Source organism: Rhodococcus sp. YH3-3, assembly GCF_001653035.1.
Classification (GTDB): domain Bacteria; phylum Actinomycetota; class Actinomycetes; order Mycobacteriales; family Mycobacteriaceae; genus Rhodococcus_F; species Rhodococcus_F qingshengii.
This window is the reverse complement of record NZ_BCWH01000001.1, coordinates 1,496,037-1,517,162: the sequence shown is the minus strand read 5'-3', so window position 1 is coordinate 1,517,162 and position 21,126 is coordinate 1,496,037. Positions and strand designations below refer to the sequence as shown.

The window sequence follows — 21,126 nt, the reverse complement described above, 5'->3', positions numbered from 1 at the left end:
CCTTCGACTGACTGCATCATCGACTGACTGCATCATCGACTGACAGGGCACTAACGCCGAGGTGCCGCGTTCCGCAATCGTTCGGACAGAAGCCGACCCGAAGTGTGAAGCGGAGCGGGATCCTGACGCGCCCGAGCAAGGACCAGCGCGCCCTCGAGTGCGGACAGAGCGAGAATTGCCTCGGACTCGGCGTCTTCGCGGGACCAACCGTCTGCCTCGAGGCGCTGAGCCAGCAGTGCGAGCCACGAGTTGTACCCGTCCGCACAAGCACCGCGGATGACCTCGGATTCGGTTGCGGCATCCAGTGTTGCCGTAGCCAGGGCGCATCCACGTTCGTAGTCCGAATCCGACAAACGCGCAGCCAATGCGGCGGCGAATGCCGAGATCGCGGTGGCTGCATCGGGTGAGCTCTCCAGCAGGTGCCGGATGAAATCGGCCATTGCCTCGCCACGTCGCCTCAGAGCCTCGCCTGCGAGTTCTTCCTTGCCGCCGGGAAAGTGAAAGTACAAGGAACCTTTGGTAGTCGCACTAGCCGAGAGAACTTCCGACACCCCCGTTCCGGCGTAGCCCTTCCGCTGCAACAAATCAGCAGCGGCATCGACCAACAAATCTCTCGTAGACATACGTTCAATATACCGATCAGTACACATATCGACAACACTTGAAGTGCATAAATTGCCAAAACCTTGCATCACTAGACCGATTGGTACATGATTCGGGAATCAACAAACCGGAGCACGGCCAACGACGTTCACGACGGCAAAGGACCAAATCGATGTCACCGAATTCCCCGAACAACACCACCACGACCGTCCTCGGACCGGACGAAGACCTCGCCGGGACCCTCGCGGCCACCGGCGTCCGGATGATGGTTCGTAACAAACAAACCGAGGGAGGTTTCTCTCTTGTACAACACCGCATCGCTCCGCATTCGATGACCTCACCGGTCCATCGCCACAGCCGGGAAGACGAGTACACGGTGGTTCAAAGTGGCCGCGTCGCAGCGATGGTCGGAGACGAGGTCGTCTACGCGGAGACCGGCGCCATGATCTTCAAACCGCGTGGCCAGTGGCACGCCGTGTGGAATCCCGACGACGCTCCAGCACGGATTCTCGAAATCATCACGCCCGGAGGGATGGAAGACCTGTTCGAACTGATGCCGAAACTACTGGCCGAAGCAGGTTCCGCCGCGGAATCGGTTGCAGCGCGGGTAGAAGCAGACTTCGGGATCGAATTCGATCTCGTTGCCACCGCCGAGATCGCACAGACACACGGTGTGGGATTCGGCATCGAAAGTCACTGACCGACTGTCAGCACCTACCGATCGAAGGAAAATTCATGCTTGTACTCACCGGAGCAGAAGACCTCAGCGCCAACCTGAACCAAGAGCTGGGCGTCAGCGACTGGCACGATGTCACCCAGGAGTCCATCGACGAGTTCGCCCGGGTCACCGGCGACGATCAGTGGATTCACGTCGATGTGGATCGCGCGAAGGAGTCGCCGTTCGGCGGAACCATCGCGCACGGCAACTACACGCTCTCACTCGGCCCCAAGTTCTCGTACGCAATGTTCTCGCTCGAAGGTTTTGCGTTTGCTCTCAACTGCGGATTCGACAAGGTCAGGTTGCCCGCTCCGCTTCCGGTCGGCTCTCGTGTCCGCATGCGCGCGACGTTGAGCAAAGTCGAACCGATCAACGGCGGTGTCCAGATCACGGTGACGCAGACGTTCGAACGAGAACACGGTGACAAGCCCGTGTGCGTCGCCGAGATGTTGACCCGCGCGTATCACTGAAAGGTCAGGAGCCGAACATCTTTCGGATCGTGGTACCGAAGGGATGCTTCGCGGTGACACTGCCGAATCGCACCTTGCCGTGCACCACCAGATGCAGCGGGCCCATCTGTGGGCCGGAACGAACCTTGTTCGACGCGCTTCCCCCGACTGCCTCGACACCGTTCATGTCCACCGTCGCCTCTTCGGGAACGATCAGTGAAATCGAGCTGGCGTAGTCGTCGATCGAGATGTTCACGACCTGCGTCTGCATCACCGCGCGCGTGAAATCGATAGTCACACTGGACATTCTGGTGTCGACCACGACAGCTGGTGGAACGATCCAGGCACCGTTCCGCGTCACCGTCGCCATTCGTCCACGGATCACGGCAGCATTTGCCGCTCCGTAAGTACCTACAACCGGAGCCCCGACGGGAGCGCGGTAAGGCGGGCTCGGGTGAACCGGCGGCGGTTGGGGTTGGTACGCCGGCGCCGGGTAGGGCTGGCCTTGGTACATCGGCTGACCCGCATTGGGATACGCGGGTGGGTCGTAGTCGGAGATCAGTGTGATGCCCGGAAGATCGGCGAGAACCGAGTTGAGCTCACCTCGTGTCTTTGCGGCCAAGGCAGTGTCCATGCGCTCGGTGAACTCACCGAGCGAGAGCATCCCTTGACCGACAGCTTTCTGCAGCAGCTCGCCGACATGCTCTCGTTCGGCATCGGATACGCGTAGATTCCTGGCCTCCATGATTTCCAGGATAAACGTTATTCGAGACCTTGTTCTATCGCGTATCGCGTGAGCTCGACGCGATTGGCCAACTGAAGCTTCCGAAGCGTTGCCTGCACATGGTTTTCGACGGTCCGGTGGCTGAGCGAGAGCCTCGTGGCGATCTGTTTTGCGCTCAGCCCCTTGGCGACAAGACGGAGCACTTCGGTCTCACGGTCGGTGAGCCGAGGCAGCTCGGGTGCGCGATCGTCGGCCGGTGCCGTCGACATCCGGCGGTACTCACCGAGCACCAATCCGGCGAGGCCGGGGGTGAAGACGGCTTGTCCGTCGAAAGTCGCTCGCACGGCCTCGAGCAGTTCCGCCACCGAAGCACTCTTGACCAGGTAACCCGACGCTCCGGCTTTGACCGCGTCGAGGACGTCGTCACGTTCGGCAGAGGCCGAAAGCACCAGTACCTTGCTCTTCGGCGAAACCTCGAGAATTGCGGTGGTGGCGTCGGCACCGTTTCCGTCCGGCAGGTTCATGTCCATCAGAACCACCGCCGGTTGCACGGCGGCGGCCCGGCGGCGCGCACTCTCGACACCCTCCGCCGTGGCGCTCACGGTGAAGCCGGCAGCTTCGAGGTCCCGGGAGACACCGTCGCGCCACATCGGGTGATCGTCGACGACCATCACCGTCACCGGATTCTCGCCATGTTCGTCAGCCGCGCTCACTTTTCCCCTTCGGAACGTTGATCTCCCATTCGGTGCCCTCCCCCGGCCCGGTTTGCAGGACTGCAGTGCCGCCGAGCACCTGCACTCGGCCGAGAATGGACTTCGATACTCCCATGCGGCCTTCGGCTTCGGCCTGCGCCAAGCGACCCTCGGGGATTCCGACGCCGTCGTCGCGGATGCTGACGATCACCTCGTCCGGCAAATCTTCGAGCAATACGTATGCCTTCGCCGCGGGCCCGGCGTGCAGCCCGACATTGGACAGAGCATTGTCGACGATGGCTGCCAGTTCGATGGCTCGATCACGCTCGATCACGACGGGGTGCGCGGGCGTCGACACCGACACCGACGTGCTTGCCTGCGTGGTCAGCAGCGGACACAGATCCACTGTCTGTCCGCCGACGTCTGCCGCGGCACCCGAAACCTGCTCGGAGATCAGCATTCTCAAGGCGACCTCCTGCTCACCGGCCAGAGCAGCCAGTTCAGCTGCCTCGCCGCCGAGTGCCGCTCCTCGCCTGCGCACCATCGCCAGCACCTGCAGAACGCCGTCGTGTACTTCGCGTGCCAAACGCTCGCGCTCTTCGGTGGCCGCCGCCAGACGGACGGCTTGCTCGAGTTGTCGATGCGAGCGCCGAGCGGTGGTGGTGGCCAAGCCCAACGCCAGGCCGACCGATACGAGCACGGGAGCCGTCGCATCGCGCCAGAGGTCCAGGTTGACCTGGTCGCGGATGATCGCGCTGGCCGCCGAGATGACAACTCCGGACGCCATACCGAGCCACGGCCCGCCGAGAATTGCCGCGGAGATGACCGCGTTGGTGGCCCACAGCGTGGTGGGCAGCGTCTGGTGATTCTGATACCACTCGTGGTCGGAGACCAGCCTCGTCGACGCCATCAGCAAGATGACGACCACCTGATCGGCGATCACCACCTGATACCGCGGCAGCTTCTTCCCGAACAAAGCACCGGATGTCCCGAGCAACAGTGCCGACACCCCGGTCCACACGGCCATCAGAGCGACGAAGAACCAGCTGAGCCGAGAGTTGGTGTAGTCGGAGGCCGAGGCGAACTGGTAGCTGATCGCGTACACCAGCGTGACGAGCCGAAATGCCTGCGCCGCCCGCCACAGCGGGGCATCAGGGTCGGTGTCGACGCCCGACGCCTCGCGAACGGTCGGCTGATAGTGCAGCCGACGACGGCGGGTGGGGTCAGTCATCGGGAGGGGTGGGGTTCACGATGCGAGGCTCGGCGCGCGGCTCGTCGGGTTCGGCGGGGAACAGTGGGGTTTCCGGATCTTCGACGTGCAGTTCGGCGTACGCGATGTCCGGGTCGTCGGCGAGGAGGGAACGAATAGCGGTATTCAGGACCGCGACGATCGGGACAGCCAAGAGCCCGCCGACGATTCCAGCGAGAACGATGCCCGTTGTAATGGCGAGAACGACTGCCAGCGGATGCAGGCGAACAGCGCGACCCAACAACAGCGGTTGCATCACGTGCGCTTCGAGCTGCATGACGCCGATGATGATGCCGAGGACGATCAGCGCCGTCAGGAAACCCTTCGTGACCAGAGCGACAAGCACCGCGAGAAAACCGGTCAGAAATGCACCGACGATCGGAATGAACGCGCCGATGAACACCAACGACGCCAGCGGCAGGGCGAGCGGCACCCCGAGGATCGCCAGGCCGGCACCGATACCGATCGCGTCGGCGGCGGCAACCGCGACCGTGGCGCGCACGTAGCCGATCAGCGACCCGAAACCTGCAGAACCGGCGATCCGTACGCGACGACGCGCGTCGGTGGGAACGATCCGGGTGACGAACTGCCAGATCTGATCGCCGCCGTAGAGGAAGAAGATGAGAGTGAACAACGTCAGCAATGCCCCGGTGAAGATCTCGCCGATTACTGTCGCCGTGGTCAAGGCGCCGCTGGTCAGGGACTCACGATTGGATTGCACCGACTTGACGACCGAATCACCTGCCTGGCGGATCTGATCCTCGCTGAAGTGCAGCGGACCGCTGGTGAGCCAGTTCTGAATTTGCGTGACGCTGGCCGTGAACTGGTCGGTGAGCTGGGGCAACCCGTCGATGAACTGCTCGACGACAAACGTCATGATTCCCGCGACCAGTCCGATCGAGGCAAGCAGAACGACGATGACGGCTGCTGAGCGGGGAACACCCCACACCTGTAGCCGATCGACAATCGGGATCAGCAGAGCTGATGCCAGAAGAGCCAGCCCCACCGGGATGAGCACGGTTTCGAGGCGGAGTACGACGTACCCGAGAACCAACAGTCCGGCGAAGATCACAATGAGGCGCCACGACCATTCCGCAGCGATGCGCACGCCGGGATGCACCGCCCGAGCGTCGGCGGAGATGGGTTTGTTCATCCTCGATGCTCGCTCCGCACGCCCCCTGTTTGCGTTCACATCGCGAGCCTAACCGGCCCGGCCGACACAGGTGAGCGGACGAATAATCGGACGCGCGTACCAACACTTCGACCTCTGCCAGCTAAATTGAACCCTGTGCGGGCCTCATACAGAGCAATAGCGGTGACCATCCGCAGCCGGTGGCCCCTCTATATGCTCTCCATGCTCGCAGCCAATCTGATCGGCGCGGTACTGGTCTTTGCCTTCGTCCGGTACGGCGTGCCGATCCAGGAGTCCGACGCGATAGTTGCCGACCGGGTCCGCAACTTCGCGATCTTCGGCGTGTACCTGGCATTCGCCGGCGCCGTCAGCCTCACGGCGGCGGCGATGATGTTGAAGTCGGTCATTCGCTGGCGGCTGCGCGGGGGTCCACCGACGAGGTCCGAGCAGATGGCGGCACTGCACGCGCCGCTTCGCCAGGCCATCGTCCACCTGGTGCTGTGGATTCTGGGCGGCATCATCTTCGTGTTCCTGACCATCACCGAGATGCCCGGACTCGCGATCGCCGTGATCGTGACGGTCTGCATGGCCGCGACCACGACCTTCGGGTTCACCTACATGCTCGGTGAGCGCATTTTGCGTCCGGTCGCCGCCCAGGCCTTGAGCGAGGGCGAATTCGATCGGACCATGGCGCCTGGCGTCGGAACCCGGCTGGCGATGACCTGGGGTCTCGGCACGCTGATGCCCGTCGCAGGCATCATCTTGCTGTGCTCGACGCAGCTCACGACCGATCTCGAGTTCTCCCCCGACTCGCTCGCGTGGGCGATCCTGCTCATCTCGATCATGGCGATCGTGCAGGCCTTTGCGCTGTCGATGCTGACGGCTACCCAGATCTCCGATCCGATCCGCCAACTGCGACGCGCCATCGAGCGGGTGCAGCGCGGCGCCACCGACGTACGCGTCGAGGTGTTCGACGGCAGTGAGATCGGCCGGCTGCAGGTCGGCTTCAACCGCATGATGAAAGAGTCCGACGAGCGTCGTCTGCTGCGTGAGCTGTTCGGTCAGCACGTCGGCGAGGACGTGGCCCGGCGCGCGTTGAAGTTCGGTACCGAGCTGGGCGGCGAAACTCGATTCGTGGCAGTTCTGTTCGTCGACATGGTCGGATCCACCGGTGCCGCGGCCGAGCGCCCGCCGGGTGAGGTGGTCGAACTGCTCAACGAGTTCTTCCGTGTGGTCGTCGACGTCATCGATCGTCACCATGGTTTTGTCAACAAGTTCATGGGTGATGCGGCACTCGCCATCTTCGGTGCACCACTCGATCGGCCCGACGCTCCGACTGCGGCCTTGGCGGCGGCTCGCGAGCTGCGGTTCAAGCTCAACGACATCACCGGCCTCGACGTCGGAATCGGTGTGAGCGCGGGGCTCGCGGTCGCCGGCAACATCGGTGCTGCCGAACGTTTCGAGTACACCGTGATCGGTGATCCGGTCAACGAGGCGTCACGGCTCACCGAGCTCGCGAAACTTCGGCCCAGCCGGGTGCTGGCGTCGACGAGCGCGTTGTACTTCGCCGACGAAGAGGAACAGGCCGAGTGGGAACTCGGCGAGCAAGTCCAACTGCGTGGGCGCCGACGACTGACGCATCTGGCGTGGCCCGAAAAGTATCCAGAGGTCGATCCGGATCAAATTGGTTAGGGTGAGTCGATGGCTCAGCCTGGAAACACCCCACGGCGACTGAGACGACCACGCTCGCCCGTGGCCGAGACCAGTCGGGTCAGAGGGCGCTTCTGGTGGCTGAAGTGGCTGCTCGGGGTGGCTCTGATCGCTCTTCTGATCGTCGAAGGTGCAATTCTGTGGTCCAAGCTCAGTGAGTCCTGGCAAGCCTTGACCGAAATCCATTGGGGTTGGGTGGCCGCGTGCGTCGCGGCGCAACTCATTTCGCTCAGCGGATACGCGTCCGTTCAGCAACGTCTTCTCAATGCCGCCGGTGTGATTGCCGGTCACCTCAAGAACCTCTCGGTCATCTACGCCAGCACCGCGATGGCGCTGACGTTGCCAGCCGGCCAGGTCTTCTCGACCGCATTCACCTACAAGCAGACTCGGAAGTGGGGCGCTACACCAGTTGTCGCGTCTTGGCAGTTGGCGGTGTGTGGAGTGATCGCTGCGGCGACTTTGGCGCTGTTGGGTGCCGCGGGCGCGTTTGCCTTCGGCACCAAGGTCAGCCCTATAACGCTCACGATCTCGATCATCGGCATGGCGGCACTGTTCCTGGCGTTGCGATACATAGCCCAGAATCCCGGCAGTATCGAGCGAATCGGGCATCGAGTCCTAGCCCGCTACAACCGAATTCGCAAGAATCCGCTCGGCCACGGGATGCGACGCTGGTCCGAGATCCTGAAGCAACTGGATACGGTCGAGCTCAGCCGCACCGACTCGGTCATCGCATTCGGGTGGTCGGCCATCCATCGTGTCGCCGATGTCGCTTGTTTGGGTTTCGCATGTTGGGCTGTTGGCGCGGAGCCCTCTTTTGCTGGGCTCCTGATCGCTTTCGCCGCCGCAAAAGCAGTCGGCAGCATTCCGCTGGTTCCCGGCGGGCTGGGTTACGTCGACGCTGCTCTGGTCACCGCGCTGACGATCGCAGGGGCCGGCGGAGCGCAGGCAATCGCGTCGGTGTTCGTGTATCGGATGGTCAGCCTCGTCATGGTCGCTGTCGTCGGTTGGATCGTCTTCTTGATCACTTTCCGTGCAACCCACCACGAAGACCTCGAGATGGACCTCGAGTTCGAACGCCGAGAACAACCCGGCCTCTAGCGTCGCAACGCTGCTGCCATGTCGTCGAGGTGTGCCCGGCTGATCCGTACGGCTGCCTCCGCGTCGCCGGCTTCGATGGCGTCCACCAACATTCGATGCTCGTCCGCGTCGGGCTGGCTGTGTGGATGCAGGTCCAGAACCGCGATCAACTCGATCAACGCAGCCCGCAGACGCGGTACAAAGGTCTCGAAGAGTTCCGACAGCACGGGATTGTGTGCCGCGTCCACCACTGCTCGGTGGACGGCGATGTCGGCGTCGACGAACGCTGCGTCGCCAGAGTGCGCTGCGGCAGTTCTACCGTCGAGCGCTTGCCGCAGAGCCGCGACGTCAACGGCATCGCGCCGCTGCGCGGCGAGGCGAGCTGCTTCGATCTCGACCGCGTTGCGCACCTCGACGACGTGAAGGATCGCCTCGGCTTCGAGCACTCGGGGCCACTGATCCGGAGGCGTCGTACTCCGTAGGAAGACCCCGGCGCCCTGCCGCGATTCGAGCATGCCGAGGCCCGCGAGAGTCCGCACTGCTTCCCTGATAGTGGACCGCCCGATACCCAACTGCGCAGCAAGAGTGGTTTCACCTGGAAGTTTGGCGCCGACTTCCCATTCACCGCTCACGATCCGCGCGCGTAGCAACTCCGCGGCCTGGTCGGTGAGCAGCCGACGCTCGACGATCGGGGACACGTGAACTCCTCAGGTTGTCTGATAAGTGATTTCGTTCTAGTGTAGCCCGCATGGCTACAGGAGCACTCCTTCTCGACTGCCGCGGCGGGGCCTGAAAGACCGGCACCCCTCCGCGGGGTTTCGCCATGCCGGTCTCTCGACTCGACCGCAGGAGAAACCGAAGATGAGTACTACCCGAGCCAACCGCTGGAACAACCAGAAGCCGTCACCCATGCCGTCCGAGCGCTATCGCGCCGCGTGGGCTCGCGTCGACATTCCGACTTTCGAGCGGACGTGGCCGTCCAATCGCACCACCGCGGCGCCCCTGTGGGTGCCCGTCGATCTGCGTGACGGCAACCAAGCCCTCGCAGAACCGATGGACCCCGAACGCAAGCGTCGAATGTTCGAACTGATGGTGGCAATCGGCTACAAGGAAATCGAGGTCGGCTACCCCTCCGCGAGTCAGACCGATTTCGATTTCGTTCGCGACCTGGTGCGCTTCGATCTCGTTCCCGACGACGTCACTATCGTCGTATTCACTGCCGCGCGTACGGATTTGATCGAACGGACATATCAATCGATCGAGGGGCTGCCTGACGCGGTCGTCCACATGTACACGGCGACTGCGCCGACGTGGAGAAACGTCGTTCTCGGCAAGGAGCGAGAAGAGTTGCACGACATGATTTTCCGCGCCGCGCAAGACGTTGCTCGTGGCGGCGAAGGCCACGACGGCTGGCGATTCGAGTTCTCACCCGAGGTCTTCAACCTCACCGAACCCGACTACATCCTGCAGGTCTGCAACAGTCTCACCGAACTATGGGACGCCAGCCCCGATCGCCCGGTCATCCACAACCTCCCTGCCACAGTCGAAATCGCCACCCCCAACATCTATGCCGATCAGATCGAATACATGCACCAGAATCTGGCCCGACGCGATTCGGTGATCCTCTCGGTCCACCCGCACAACGACCGCGGCACCGGCGTTGCGTGCGCCGAACTGGCAGTGCTGGCCGGCGCGCAGCGCGTCGAGGGATGCCTGTTCGGCAACGGCGAGCGGACGGGCAACGTCGACCTGGTCACGCTGGGGCTCAATCTGCATGCACAGGGCGTCGATCCGGAAATCGACTTCTCCGACATCGACAAGATCCGTCGAACGGTGGAGTACTGCAACAGAATTCCCGTCCACGAACGCCACCCGTACGGCGGCGATCTCGTGTACACGGCATTTTCCGGAACCCACCAGGACGCGATCAAGAAGGGCTTCGCGCATCACTACGAGAGCGCGGAGGCTGCCGGCGTCGATCCGGGATCGGCGCCGTGGGCGGTCCCTTACCTGCCGATCGACCCCGCCGACGTCGGCCGCGACTACCAGGCGGTCATTCGTGTGAACAGCCAGTCGGGCAAGGGCGGAATCGCATATCTGCTGCAGACCGAGTACGGGGTCGAACTCCCCCGGCGCCTGCAGATCGACTTCGCCTCGCGGGTGCAGCTCGAAACCGACGACTCGGGCACCGAAATGACTGCCGACCAACTGTGGAAACTGCTGCTGCGCGAGTACGGGTACAACGGAGGAGTGCGTCGGTACTCACTGGAACACACCGCCGACGGTGATCAGTTGTTCGTTGCCATCGATCGCGACGGGCGCGAGGTCACCGCCGCGGCCAGTGCGTCCGGGCCGGTCGAGGCATTGAGCAAAATCCTGACCGAACAGGGCTCGGCCGTCGAGGTTGTCTCGCTCACCCAGCATTCACTGCCCCGCAACCCGAATTCTTCCGGGAGTGCGAATTCGGCAGTCACCATTGCAGAGTGCGTGGTGAACGGTGAAGGACGCTGGGGCATTGCGGTGCATCAGTCGGTGACAGCGTCGGCGCTTCACGCGGTCTATGCCGCAAGCACAAACACTGTGATGCAGCTCACATGATCTTGCGGAAGGATTTCCTGGGGTCCATAGTTGAAGCTACAAGAACTTGAACATTCAACTACTTATTCAGGAGCTTCCATGACCACCGCAACCTTGCCCGCTTTGACCGCCGGAACCTGGGTCATCGACACCGTCCACTCCACTGTCGGATTCTCGGTTCGCCACCTCATGGTTTCCAAGGTTCGTGGAACGTTCGACGAGTTCTCCGGAACGATCACCGTTGCCGAAGACGGAACCCCCGCCGTCGAGGCCGAGATTTCCGTGGACTCCATCAACACCAAGAACGAGCAGCGCGACGGCCACATCAAGTCCGCTGACTTCTTCGACGTCGAGAAGTTCCCGAAGGCCACCTTCAAGTCCACCGCAGTGCGCTCCAAGGGCAGCGACTTCGTCCTCGCCGGCGACTTCACGCTCCACGGCGTCACCCGCGAGGTCGAGCTGAACCTCGAGTTCAACGGCGTCAACCCGGGCATGGGCCAGGGCCCCGTCGCAGGATTCGAAGCCACCACCGTCATCAACCGCAAGGACTTCGACATCTCCATCGAGATGCCCCTCGAAGGCGGCGGAGCAGTTGTCGGCGACAAGATCACGATCACCCTCGAGATCGAAGCCGGCCTCCAGGCCTAACAACACTGTGCGCCTTTATTAACCGCCCGCGGTTAATAAAGGCGCACAGTCGTATGGTGTGAGCGTGAAGAAGTACGCACCATTCCTGCTGATCGACGCCATTCTTGTCATAATCTTCTGCGCGATAGGGCGCCGTACCCACGAAGAAGCCAATGCGCTCGCCGGTCTGGCGAAGACATCCTGGCCCTTCCTGACCGGCCTGGTGATCGGATGGGCTGCCACGTTCGCGCTCTACCGCGACAAGTTCAACGCCGTTCTCCTTGTTCCCACCGGCGTTGTCGTTTGGCTCGGCGCCGTCGTCATCGGGATGATCCTGCGAGTGTTGAGTGGCCAGGGCACCCAGTTCAGCTTCATCGTCGTCGCGACGCTGGTCCTCGGCGCGTTCCTTCTCGGTTGGCGCGCACTCGCTCCGCTGGTAGTGAAAATCCGCACCAAGTCGTAACCAAACTCCACGGCTCGGAACCACCCGAAATGCCCGAGCACGTAGGACACTTTTCGGATGAGCAACACTACGGAGCCCGTCGAACGTAGCGAGAAGGAAGACCGGGGGTTCTTCGGCCAACCCTTTGCGCTGGCGAACCTGTTCGGCGTCGAGATGTGGGAGAGGTTCTCCTTCTACGGGATGCAAGGCATCCTCATCTATTACCTGTACTACAGCGTCAGCGACGGCGGCCTCGGCATCAGCCAGGCGGCAGCGACCAGCATCGTCGGCGCGTACGGCGGCACCGTCTACCTGTCGACGATTCTCGGGGCGTGGGTGGCCGACCGACTGCTCGGCTCCGAGCGCACGCTCTTCTACAGTGCTTCGCTGGTGATGGCCGGCCACATCGCACTGTCGGTTCTTCCCGGCATGTGGGGTGTCGGCGTCGGCCTCGTCATGGTCGCCTTCGGCAGCGGCGGCTTGAAGGCCAATGCGACCTCTCTGGTCGGAGATCTCTATTCCGAACAGGATGTTCGCCGCGACGCCGGATTCTCCATCTTCTACATGGGCATCAACATCGGCGGTCTTGTCGGTCCGCTGCTCACCGGAGCCGTCCAGGACGCCTGGGGATTCCACGCCGGTTTTGCTCTCGCTGCCGTCGGCATGGCGCTCGGTCTGATCCAGTACACGCTGGGCCGCAAGCATCTTCACGGAATCGGTGCCGAACCCGGCAACCCGTTGCCTGCAGACAAGCGCGCACTCTACATCGGGATCGGCATTGCCGCGATCGTCGTCGTCGCGGTCGCCTCCGTCACCGGCTTGATCACGGCGGACAACATGTCCGACGTCGTTGTCGGACTCACGATCGTCGCGTCGGTCGGTTACTTCCTCCTCATGCTCACCAGCAAGAAGGTCACCAAGGTTGAACGCAGTCGAGTCTTTGCGTTCATCCCGATGTTCATCGCGAGCGCGGCCTTCTGGTCGCTGTTTCAGCAGCAGTTCACCACCGTGCCGGTGATCTCAGACAAGCTCCTGGACCGCAATCTCTTCGGTTGGGACTTCCCGCCGACGTGGGTACAGTCGATCAATCCGGTGTTCATCATCATTTTTGCCGGTGTGTTCGCAGCGATGTGGACCAAACTCGGTGACCGTCAGCCGTCGTCGCCGATCAAGTTCGCGCTCGGTACCGGCACGATGGGTCTGGCGTTCCTGGCGTTCATCCCGATCACCGGGGGCGGACCGAACAGTGCACCGCTCCTCGGCCTTGCCGGTGTGCTTCTGCTCTTCACCTTCGCCGAACTCTTCCTGTCCCCCGTCGGCCTTTCCCTTGCAACCAAACTCGCGCCCGAGCATTTCCACACTCAGATGGTGGCGTTGTTCTTCTTGTCCGTTGCATTGGGTTCTTCGATGGCGGGAACCTTGGCCGGTTACTTCGACATCGACGACAGTCGCCCGTTCTTCCTGATCATCGGTTTCTCGTCGATCGGAATCGGAGTGATTCTTGCTCTTGCCTCGCCGTGGATCAAGAAGCTGATGCAGGGCGTGAAGTAGACGGGCTCACTTCACCCACAACCACAGAGCCAACACGAATCCCGCTATCGCTACTGCCACACGCAGTACCGATGGCGGGATTTTCTTGACGACGGGCGGGCCACACCAACCTCCGGCCAACGCGCCGAGCGCCATCGCCAACGCGGCCACCCAATGCACCTGTCCGGAGAAGGCGAAGATGAGTGCAGCCACAAGATTGGCGATGCCGAGAAAGAAACTCTTCAGGATCGTTGCACGCCACACCGTTTCGGAAGTGAGGATGAGCGTCGCAGCCAGGAAGATGACGCCGGCACCGGCACCGAAATAGCCGCCGTATACCGCGACGGCGAACAGTGCTGCGGAGTAGATTCCGGGGCGGTCGCCGCCGGACAACTCACGAATCTTCGGTTGCAGCAGCAGCGCGAGCGAGGCGAACACGACCATCGCCGGCACAACGGATTCGAACGAACCTTCCGGTGCCAACCACAGGATGAGGGCACCGATGATGCCACCGGCCGCCGAATAGAGAGACCAGCGAACAAGTTTCGGACCGGTATCGGCAACTTCACGGGACGAGTTCGCCAACGCTCCGACGCCGACGGCCACCAACGCGACGGTATTGGTCATGTTCGCGCTGACCGGTGAGAGCCCGACGCTCAGCAGCGCCGGATACGAAACGATCGATGCAAGACCGGTGACAAAACCGACTAGACCGCTGAAGAAACCCGCTACGACGAGGAAAAGGAAATCGAGCAGGTTCACGAACCAGGAATCTACTCGCGGTGCCCGGTACTACTTGTCGGCAGGCTTGCCGAGTTCCTGGAAGAGCTTGTCCGTCATCTGCATTGCTCGATCGCCGCCGTCGGCGTCTGCGACGAACACCGCGAACGCGAAGTCTCCGCGTGATCCGTAGAACCAGCGATCGTCACCGCTCGCTGCACCGGCCGCCATCATGTCCGGGTACCCAGCCAGTCCGCCGGCGCCTCGCATGGCGTCACGCAGACGATTGTTGACGTCGCCGGGCAACGCCGTCGGCGTGACGTCGGCGGTAGCCGGTTGTCCGAAGACCATCATCGGCATCGGGGCACTGCCGCGGGCAATCGATGCCGCGAGCATCGCCATTCCGAACGGAGTTACCGTCGGTGTGCTCGCGTCGTTGGACGTCTTGTTGGCCATGACGTTGTTCATCGCCTGGTCCACGCCGGGGCGGTTCGCGGCAAGCACTGCTGTCTGCTGTTCGAGTCCCTGAATGTGGAAGCCGTTGCCGAGTCCGAGTTGCTGCCCGGTGTCGGCCAACTGCTCGGGTGAAACGGCGCCGGGGTCGACGCCGTTCTGCATCGACGATGCGAGACGGACCAGATCGAGGGCGCCGCCGGCCGGGCGCAACCCGGTGAAGGCGATCGGGCCCTGTTCGATGGCCTGATTGTTCTGTGCGGCAGCCAGAATGGCGCCGTCCGACGGGCGGATCGCGACGATGGCCGCAGGAGTACCTGCACTGACGACAGCTTCGATCGCGGCGAGTTGAGCGTGCGAGTCGAGGGTCGCGGCGACGTCGGGGCCGGGAGGTCCTTGGAAGCCGGCTTGCTTGATCGGGAATCCGTTGGGCTCGACCAGATTGACCGCCCAACCGGCGGTGGCGTCGCGATTGGCCTGCCACACGGTCCGCAGTGGGTCCAGCAACGGCGAGTTGATGCGACGGTCGGAGGCGATCAGCTTGGGTGTCTTGACCACGACGACACCGGGGATCGCAAAATCGCTTTCCAGGTAGGCGTAGTCGGGATCGCGGAGCAGTACGGCGGTGACGGGCTTGCCGGGGTTTGCGGCGAGGTCGGCCAACATCGACTCCGAAGTGACCAACGGGGCGACAGGTTCGAGCACCGTGGCGAGGCGACGAGTGGTGTCGACGGGGTCCGGCATGGTGGCCGGGTCGAGAGTGATCGCGTTGATGGTCTGCTCGTTCATGAGCAGGGTGCCGGTGCTGTCGACTACCTTCGGCGGCGCTGCGTCCGTGCGGGTGTACGAAACGGTGCGACCGTTGCCGAGGTCGGGGACGAGGACCGACGGGTCCCAGGACACACGCCAGCCGACCGACAGATCACGAACCTCACCCTGCGACTGGTAGCTCCAGTCCTTGCCTTCGCCGAAGTTCCAGGACGCGTCGAGTGTGAAGAGTCCGGAGTCGCTACCCAGATCCATGACCTGAGCGACGTCGAAGTCGGTGGACTTGGCGGCCAGTCCGTCGAACATCTGCTGGATCGACGGCCGCGCCGCGTTGGGGTACGACGTGAGCGCCGCGGCAGCTTCGGCGTCGTGGTTGTTGAGGGCGGTGACGAAGTCCTCCACCACCGAGGCGGCGTCGGATTTCTTCTCCCCACCGATGACACACGACGCGAGCGCCACTGTCAGAACGACAGCAGTTATCGACGCAACGACATATTTTCCACGACGGTTGTGCTGTCCTCCGGGCCCCATGCATGTAACTCTTTACTTCTGTCACACGAGTAACAAGCACGGGATGCCTACAAACGTGTCACGGTTGAGCTACGACGGTGTGATCCAACTGCAACGGAAAACAGGTTTCAGCGCAGAAAAGTGCCCGCTACCTGCACTGCAGGCGAAGAGCTGTCCGCACCCGCGATGAATACCGCAAATGCGAGGTCTCCCTTGATTCCGACGAACCACCCATGTGCCGGGCCACCCTCGGTTTCGGCCGTGCCGGTCTTGCCGAGAAGCCCCGGAATGTCCTGCAACGACGTCGCCGTACCGCCTGTGACGGTCTCGCGCATCATCACCCGCAACTGTTCGGTCACCTCCGCGGGAGCCGGTACAACGGTCTGATCTGCCACGCCGGGCTGTCCCTTGACCAACATCGGCGCGGGTGTCGTTCCGTTGGCGATCGAGGCCGCCACGAGAGCCATCCCGAAGGGCGTGGCGGTCACCGTGCCCTGTCCGATCGCGGACTCGACGCGTTCGGCGGGGGTGTTCGCGTCAGGGACGTTGCCCGTCACCGTCGTGAGTCCGGGGGTGACGTAGTCGACGCCGAGCCCGAACTGCAGCGCCGCTTTGTGCAGAGCATCGGCGGGCAGACCGACGGCCATCCTCGCCATTGTGGTGTTGCACGACTTCGCGAACGCGGTGTGCAGCGGAACCGATCCGAGGTCGAACTCGTCGTCGTTGGGAATCTGACGGCCCTCGATGTTCTCGGTACCCGGGCACGGCAGAACGGTGTCCGGTGTAGCGACACCGGCTTGCAGGGCCGCGGACGCCGTCACGGTCTTGAACGTCGAACCCGGTGGGTACAGGCCGGTCAGAGCGATCGGGCCCTGTGCGTCGGCGGGGGCGTTCTGGGCCACCGCCAACACCGCTCCGGTCGACGGCTGCAGCGCAACGATCGCCGCCTGTTGTGTCACCCCGGCAAGCGCATTCTCGGCCGCGAGTTGCATCGGTCGGTCGATCGTTGTCGCGATGTTCGGAGCAACCGGCCCGTCTTGGCCGGCGACGGTGGTGACGGTTCCGTTCTGCTTCACCTGCTGTACCGCCCAGCCCGCGGACTTGTCCTGCCCCTCCTGCCACAGATCGGACAACCCACTGAAAGTCGGCGACGCCAGAGTTTTGTCCACCGAGAGCAACCGAGCCTGCGGCGCCAAGCTCACTCCGGGAATCGCCGCCAACCGCTCCTCGATCGGTGCAAGATCCTCGGCCCGCAAAGTGATTGCGGTGACCGGCTTCCCACTTGCCGACGCAAGATCGCCGCTCAGCGATGCCGCCGTGATCGTCGGTGCGATGGGCGAGAGAAGAGCCGCCACGGCTGCCGTGTCCACCGGGGGCACCGCGACGGAATCGAGATTGACCAGCGTCACCACCTGCTGCTCCATGATCGGCTGGCCCGCCGCGTCCAGCACCGACGGCGGAGCACCGGTAGTGGGTGTGTAGCGCAAGGTCGTCGAGGAGGTCAGGTCCGGAGCCAACAGCGCCGGGTCCCACTGAATCAGCCAGTTGTCCCCGCTTTTCGACGCGTTTCCCTGCGTCGAGTAGTTCCAGTCCTGACCTTCACCGAACTTCCATGCCGCATCGAGTGTGAACTTCCCCGCAGAATCACCGGACTCGGTGGCGTCGGAGACGGTGAATGTTCCCTCGTCCTTGCCCAGCCCGTCGATCAGAGCCGAAATCGCAGTCGACGCCGCCGCCGGATCGGTGGTCAGGGCTGCCGCCGCTTGCACGTCATCGGACGTGAGCGCGGAGGCGAACTCCTCTGCCACTGATTTCGGCTGGTCAGGGCCAGAACTGCAGGCAACTACCGATCCTGCGGCCAATACCCCCAGAGCCACGGCAGCCACGGGACGACGGAAAGTTCGGAAGCTCTGACGAGCGTGTGAAAGGCGCACGACTCCGATCATGCCCGAATTTGTGGCGCCAGTTCGACTATCGGTGTAATCATGTAATCAGTGCAATAAACGCACGCCACACTCCACCAGCTCTCCGAGGAGAACGCCATGAAGAACTCACAAAACTCCGGCGACCGCAGGTTCGGCCGTCCCGGAGGTTGGCAACAGGCGTCGGTTCCCGACGCGAGTGATGCGTCCGACTGGTTTGCCGGTCGACTTCCAGATGACTGGTTCACCGGAACGGCCGACGTCCAGGTCGACCGCGAAGAAATCGTCGTGATCGGTGAACTCCCGGCAGTCGACGGTGGCGAGGCCGCCGCGGACGGAAGGATCTCACGCTTTCGCGAAACCACGCGCGCCGACCGGATGCGCATCGCCGACGAGGCCGAGGCTCGCTACGGGCGCAAGGTCGCCTGGGGTGTACGTCTGGACGAAAAGACCGTCCTGTTCACACATCTCGCAGTTCCGGTGATGACACGACTACGTCAGCCCGAACGCAAGGTTCTCGACACTCTGGTGGACGCGGGTGTTGCTCGTTCGCGAGCGGACGCCCTCATGTGGACAGTCCGGTTGGCGGGCAAGCACAGCGAACAATGGCTCACCGAACTCCGCGAAGCGATGTCGAAGGTCGACGACCTCCGATCCGAGGGTCCGAAAATCTGAAGGCCCGAAAATCTGAGCACCGAACACTGACGAGACCGACAGCACAGAATAATTCGATTGCACGGGACCGTTCGAGTGTTCTAACCTGGAACACGAATCATTCCCGACAGAACAGGAAACGGGCCGTTGCTCCTCTAGAGGTTCATCACGCGAAGGCACTCGCACCCATCAGCACTTGCTGAGCCGGGCGCACAGTCCAAGCACCCTCTGGAGTACTCATGACCCAATCCCATCTTTCTCTGTCGCTCTCGGATCTCACCTTCATCTGGCCGGACGGCGAATCAGTCTTTTCCCACACCAATTTTGTATTCCCCAGTGGCCGTGTCGGTCTCGTGGGACTCAACGGATCGGGAAAGTCGACTCTGCTGCGATTGATCGCAGGAGAGCTCTCACCGGAATCCGGATCCGTGACCGCTTCCGGCGAGGTCGGCTACCTCCGTCAGGACATCACACTCGATCCGAGCGTTCGGGTGGATGACATCCTCGGTATCCACGAACTCCGAAACGCATTGCACCGCATCGAAACCGGCGACGGCTCCGAATCCGACTTTGCGCTCGTGGACAACAACTGGGATATCGAGGAGAGCGCTCTCTCCACCTTGCATCGACTCGGCCTCGAGAAGGTGGCTCCGGATACCGCAGCATTGAGCCGAACTGTCGGCACCCTCTCCGGCGGAGAGACCGTCTTACTCGGCCTGACCGCAACGCTGCTGAAGAATCCACAGGTACTTCTCCTGGACGAGCCGACCAACAACCTGGATCGCGACGCTCGATCACGAGTTCATGCTGCAGTCCAACAGTTTCCGGGAACCGTGCTGATCGTCAGCCACGACCGGGAACTGCTCGACACCGCGGAGTACACGATCGAACTACGTCGGGGGGATCTACGCGTGTTCGGCGGCAACTACTCGCACTACCAGGAGGTCGTGACCGCTGAGCAGGAAAACGCACTCGCCACCGTTCGCGACGCCAAGGCCGATCTGGCAAAGCAGAGCCGCGAGCTGATCGACGCTCGAACGAAACTGGACCGGCGTAAGCGCTATGGGCAGAAGATGCTCGAGAACAAGCGGATGCCGCCGATCATTGCGCAGACACGAAAACGTCAGGCCCAAGTTTCAGCGGGAAAGCTGGCCCTCAACCATATCGGGAAGGTGGACGAGGCCAAGTCTGTCCTGTCGGAGGCAGAGGAACTCCTTCGAGACGATCGCGAGATTCGTCTGGATCTGCCTGCTACAGAGGTTCATCCGGGGCAGCAGGTTGCGCGGCTCGACGAGGTGACGTTGCAGAGCGGCCAAGTGGTATCGCTCCAGATCACCGGACCGGAGCGGATTGCGATAGTGGGACGCAACGGAATCGGCAAGACGACGTTGCTCGATGCACTCGCCGCGTCGACTCCGTTCGTAGCCTCTCGTGCGCTCCCCCAACGTCTCGACGTGTTCGACGAGGACCTCTCGGTGGCGGACAACGTCGCGTTGGCCGCGCCACACGCGACAGCCGAGGAAATTCGCGGGCAGTTGGCACGGTTCCTTTTCCGGGGAACGGATTCCGACGTATCGGCATCCGCACTCTCCGGCGGTGAACGATTGCGTGCGGCGTTAGCCACGATCCTGCTGGCCGAACCCGCGCCCCAGCTGCTTCTTCTCGACGAGCCGACCAACAACCTGGACCTACCGAGTCTCGCCCACCTCACGCAGGCACTTTCCGATTTTCGCGGCGCCATGGTGGTGGTGAGTCACGATCTGCCGTTCCTTCGCGGCATCGGCATAACGCGATGGATCAGCATGGACGAGACTGGTATTCGAGACATCGATCCCGAGTAGGCCGACGGTTGACGCTGTCGGCGCTCGACGGTCTGGCCTACCGTGGGGCGATGTGCCTTCACCTCGACGCAACCGCCGCGCTGTCGCTCGCAGGTTGGGTTCGCGAAGAACCCACTCGATCGGCCTCTGCCCCAGTTCCGCAACCACTGGTCGGCGGTTGTGACCAACTCGTAGTGTGGGCGAGTTCGTTCTCCGTACTTGCCAGTTCCGACGACCAGGTGTGGTTTCTCTCGGCGGAGAACTATGCCGGTGGCGTTGGCGTCAGCGATGAGGCGTTTCCCTGGAATGCGTTCCGGCACGAGAGCCTGGCGGTCGCTTCCGGGCCGGCGGAGCGCGCGGCGATCAACGCCTTCTGGTCCACTCACCTCCCGGTCCTGCTGTCGGTGCGCAATGGGTACGAGTACTTGGCGCTCGCACCCGACGGTCAGGTTGTCCGTGGAGGAGAGCCGGAGTTCGAGGAGGTCACCATCGTCGCCGCTGATTTCGAGGCTCTGATTCGGGGCATAGCCGCAGGCGTCAGCACTGCAGACCCCTCCACCGATGCATTGCTTGGAACAGTGGGTACTGCCCAGCCGGGCAGTGACCAGTAGCTCTGAGGGAGGCCGAGTTGACGGCCCGACTGTTCGTGAGAGCCCACGCCATCCGTCGAATGGGTCCGGACGACTACTCGAGTTCACGTGCGTAGCAACTGGCACCCATACTGGACGGGTGTTGCACGACGTGAGAAA

20 protein-coding genes are annotated in these 21,126 nt (G+C 62.8%); 11 read left to right on the top strand and 9 right to left on the bottom strand.

The genetic code is table 11. The annotated features are described in order from the left end of the window. Positions 1-50 precede the first annotated feature (50 nt). Positions 51-623, bottom strand: coding sequence for a TetR/AcrR family transcriptional regulator (locus YH3_RS07025; RefSeq protein WP_042920278.1), 573 nt, complete (start codon positions 621-623; stop codon positions 51-53). Positions 624-775: 152 nt separating this feature from the next. On the opposite strand from YH3_RS07025, the gene YH3_RS07020 reads away from it, so the two are divergent. Beyond that, a complete protein-coding gene (locus YH3_RS07020; protein WP_007734488.1) occupies positions 776-1,303 on the top strand; it encodes a cupin domain-containing protein in 528 nt (175 codons plus the stop codon). A gap of 35 nt (positions 1,304-1,338) precedes the next feature. After that, positions 1,339-1,791 carry a MaoC family dehydratase gene (locus tag YH3_RS07015; RefSeq protein WP_003945664.1) on the top strand — a complete coding sequence of 151 codons (453 nt, stop codon included), beginning with the start codon at positions 1,339-1,341 and terminating at the stop codon, positions 1,789-1,791. Between the two features lie 4 nt (positions 1,792-1,795). On the opposite strand, the gene YH3_RS07010 is transcribed toward YH3_RS07015, so the two are convergent. The 4 genes from YH3_RS07010 to YH3_RS06995 are packed head-to-tail and all read right to left on the bottom strand — an operon-like array spanning position 1,796 to position 5,588. Beyond that, on the bottom strand, positions 1,796-2,515 hold the full coding sequence (locus tag YH3_RS07010) for a DUF1707 domain-containing protein (RefSeq protein ID WP_064443169.1): 720 nt from the start codon (positions 2,513-2,515) through the stop codon (positions 1,796-1,798). A gap of 17 nt (positions 2,516-2,532) precedes the next feature. Then, positions 2,533-3,165: a response regulator transcription factor gene (locus tag YH3_RS07005; protein WP_042453521.1), complete on the bottom strand. Its 633-nt coding sequence runs from the start codon at positions 3,163-3,165 to the stop codon at positions 2,533-2,535. A gap of 28 nt (positions 3,166-3,193) precedes the next feature. Beyond that, the gene (gene macS, locus YH3_RS07000; protein ID WP_064443168.1) at positions 3,194-4,417 is read right to left on the bottom strand and encodes a MacS family sensor histidine kinase; all 1,224 of its coding nucleotides are present in this window, start codon (positions 4,415-4,417) and stop codon (positions 3,194-3,196) included. Further along, positions 4,410-5,588: an AI-2E family transporter gene (locus YH3_RS06995; RefSeq protein WP_007734480.1), complete on the bottom strand. Its 1,179-nt coding sequence runs from the start codon at positions 5,586-5,588 to the stop codon at positions 4,410-4,412. The genes macS and YH3_RS06995 overlap by 8 nt, the downstream gene beginning before the upstream one ends. Before the next feature lie 192 nt (positions 5,589-5,780). Here YH3_RS06995 and YH3_RS06990 point away from each other — a divergent pair, with 192 nt between their 5' ends. Further along, complete coding sequence (locus YH3_RS06990) at positions 5,781-7,259, top strand: adenylate/guanylate cyclase domain-containing protein (RefSeq protein WP_003945952.1); 1,479 nt, start codon at positions 5,781-5,783, stop codon at positions 7,257-7,259. A gap of 9 nt (positions 7,260-7,268) precedes the next feature. Next, complete coding sequence (locus YH3_RS06985) at positions 7,269-8,375, top strand: TIGR00374 family protein (RefSeq protein ID WP_064443167.1); 1,107 nt, start codon at positions 7,269-7,271, stop codon at positions 8,373-8,375. Here YH3_RS06985 and YH3_RS06980 read toward each other — a convergent pair. Further along, a complete protein-coding gene (locus tag YH3_RS06980; RefSeq protein WP_007734477.1) occupies positions 8,372-9,052 on the bottom strand; it encodes a FadR/GntR family transcriptional regulator in 681 nt (226 codons plus the stop codon). The genes YH3_RS06985 and YH3_RS06980 overlap by 4 nt on opposite strands. Before the next feature lie 163 nt (positions 9,053-9,215). On the opposite strand from YH3_RS06980, the gene YH3_RS06975 reads away from it, so the two are divergent. The 4 genes from YH3_RS06975 to YH3_RS06960 all read left to right on the top strand — a co-directional run bounded on the left by YH3_RS06975 (position 9,216) and on the right by YH3_RS06960 (position 13,551). Beyond that, positions 9,216-10,952, top strand: coding sequence for a 2-isopropylmalate synthase (locus YH3_RS06975; RefSeq protein WP_064443166.1), 1,737 nt, complete (start codon positions 9,216-9,218; stop codon positions 10,950-10,952). Positions 10,953-11,030: 78 nt separating this feature from the next. Next, a complete protein-coding gene (locus YH3_RS06970; RefSeq protein ID WP_003945643.1) occupies positions 11,031-11,579 on the top strand; it encodes a YceI family protein in 549 nt (182 codons plus the stop codon). A gap of 64 nt (positions 11,580-11,643) precedes the next feature. Next, positions 11,644-12,021, top strand: coding sequence for a DUF3054 domain-containing protein (locus tag YH3_RS06965; protein WP_003945710.1), 378 nt, complete (start codon positions 11,644-11,646; stop codon positions 12,019-12,021). A 57-nt stretch (positions 12,022-12,078) separates the two neighbouring features. Continuing rightward, positions 12,079-13,551: a peptide MFS transporter gene (locus YH3_RS06960; RefSeq protein WP_003945468.1), complete on the top strand. Its 1,473-nt coding sequence runs from the start codon at positions 12,079-12,081 to the stop codon at positions 13,549-13,551. 6 nt (positions 13,552-13,557) lie between these two features. Here YH3_RS06960 and YH3_RS06955 read toward each other — a convergent pair whose 3' ends face one another. The 3 genes from YH3_RS06955 to YH3_RS06945 all read right to left on the bottom strand — a co-directional run bounded on the left by YH3_RS06955 (position 13,558) and on the right by YH3_RS06945 (position 17,927). Then, complete coding sequence (locus tag YH3_RS06955; RefSeq protein WP_064443165.1) at positions 13,558-14,292, bottom strand: sulfite exporter TauE/SafE family protein; 735 nt, start codon at positions 14,290-14,292, stop codon at positions 13,558-13,560. Positions 14,293-14,322: 30 nt separating this feature from the next. After that, on the bottom strand, positions 14,323-16,002 hold the full coding sequence (locus tag YH3_RS06950) for an NTF2-like N-terminal transpeptidase domain-containing protein (RefSeq protein WP_064443164.1): 1,680 nt from the start codon (positions 16,000-16,002) through the stop codon (positions 14,323-14,325). A 107-nt stretch (positions 16,003-16,109) separates the two neighbouring features. Next, positions 16,110-17,927, bottom strand: coding sequence for a penicillin-binding transpeptidase domain-containing protein (locus tag YH3_RS06945; protein ID WP_064443163.1), 1,818 nt, complete (start codon positions 17,925-17,927; stop codon positions 16,110-16,112). Positions 17,928-18,023: 96 nt separating this feature from the next. On the opposite strand from YH3_RS06945, the gene YH3_RS06940 reads away from it, so the two are divergent. The 3 genes from YH3_RS06940 to YH3_RS06930 all read left to right on the top strand — a co-directional run bounded on the left by YH3_RS06940 (position 18,024) and on the right by YH3_RS06930 (position 20,988). Beyond that, on the top strand, positions 18,024-18,578 hold the full coding sequence (locus tag YH3_RS06940; protein ID WP_003945732.1) for a hypothetical protein: 555 nt from the start codon (positions 18,024-18,026) through the stop codon (positions 18,576-18,578). A 218-nt stretch (positions 18,579-18,796) separates the two neighbouring features. Then, entirely contained in the window at positions 18,797-20,398 is a 1,602-nt protein-coding gene (locus YH3_RS06935) for an ABC-F family ATP-binding cassette domain-containing protein (protein WP_064443162.1), read from the top strand. 8 nt (positions 20,399-20,406) lie between these two features. Continuing rightward, entirely contained in the window at positions 20,407-20,988 is a 582-nt protein-coding gene (locus YH3_RS06930) for a hypothetical protein (protein WP_228232461.1), read from the top strand. The last annotated feature ends 138 nt before the right edge of the window (positions 20,989-21,126 follow it).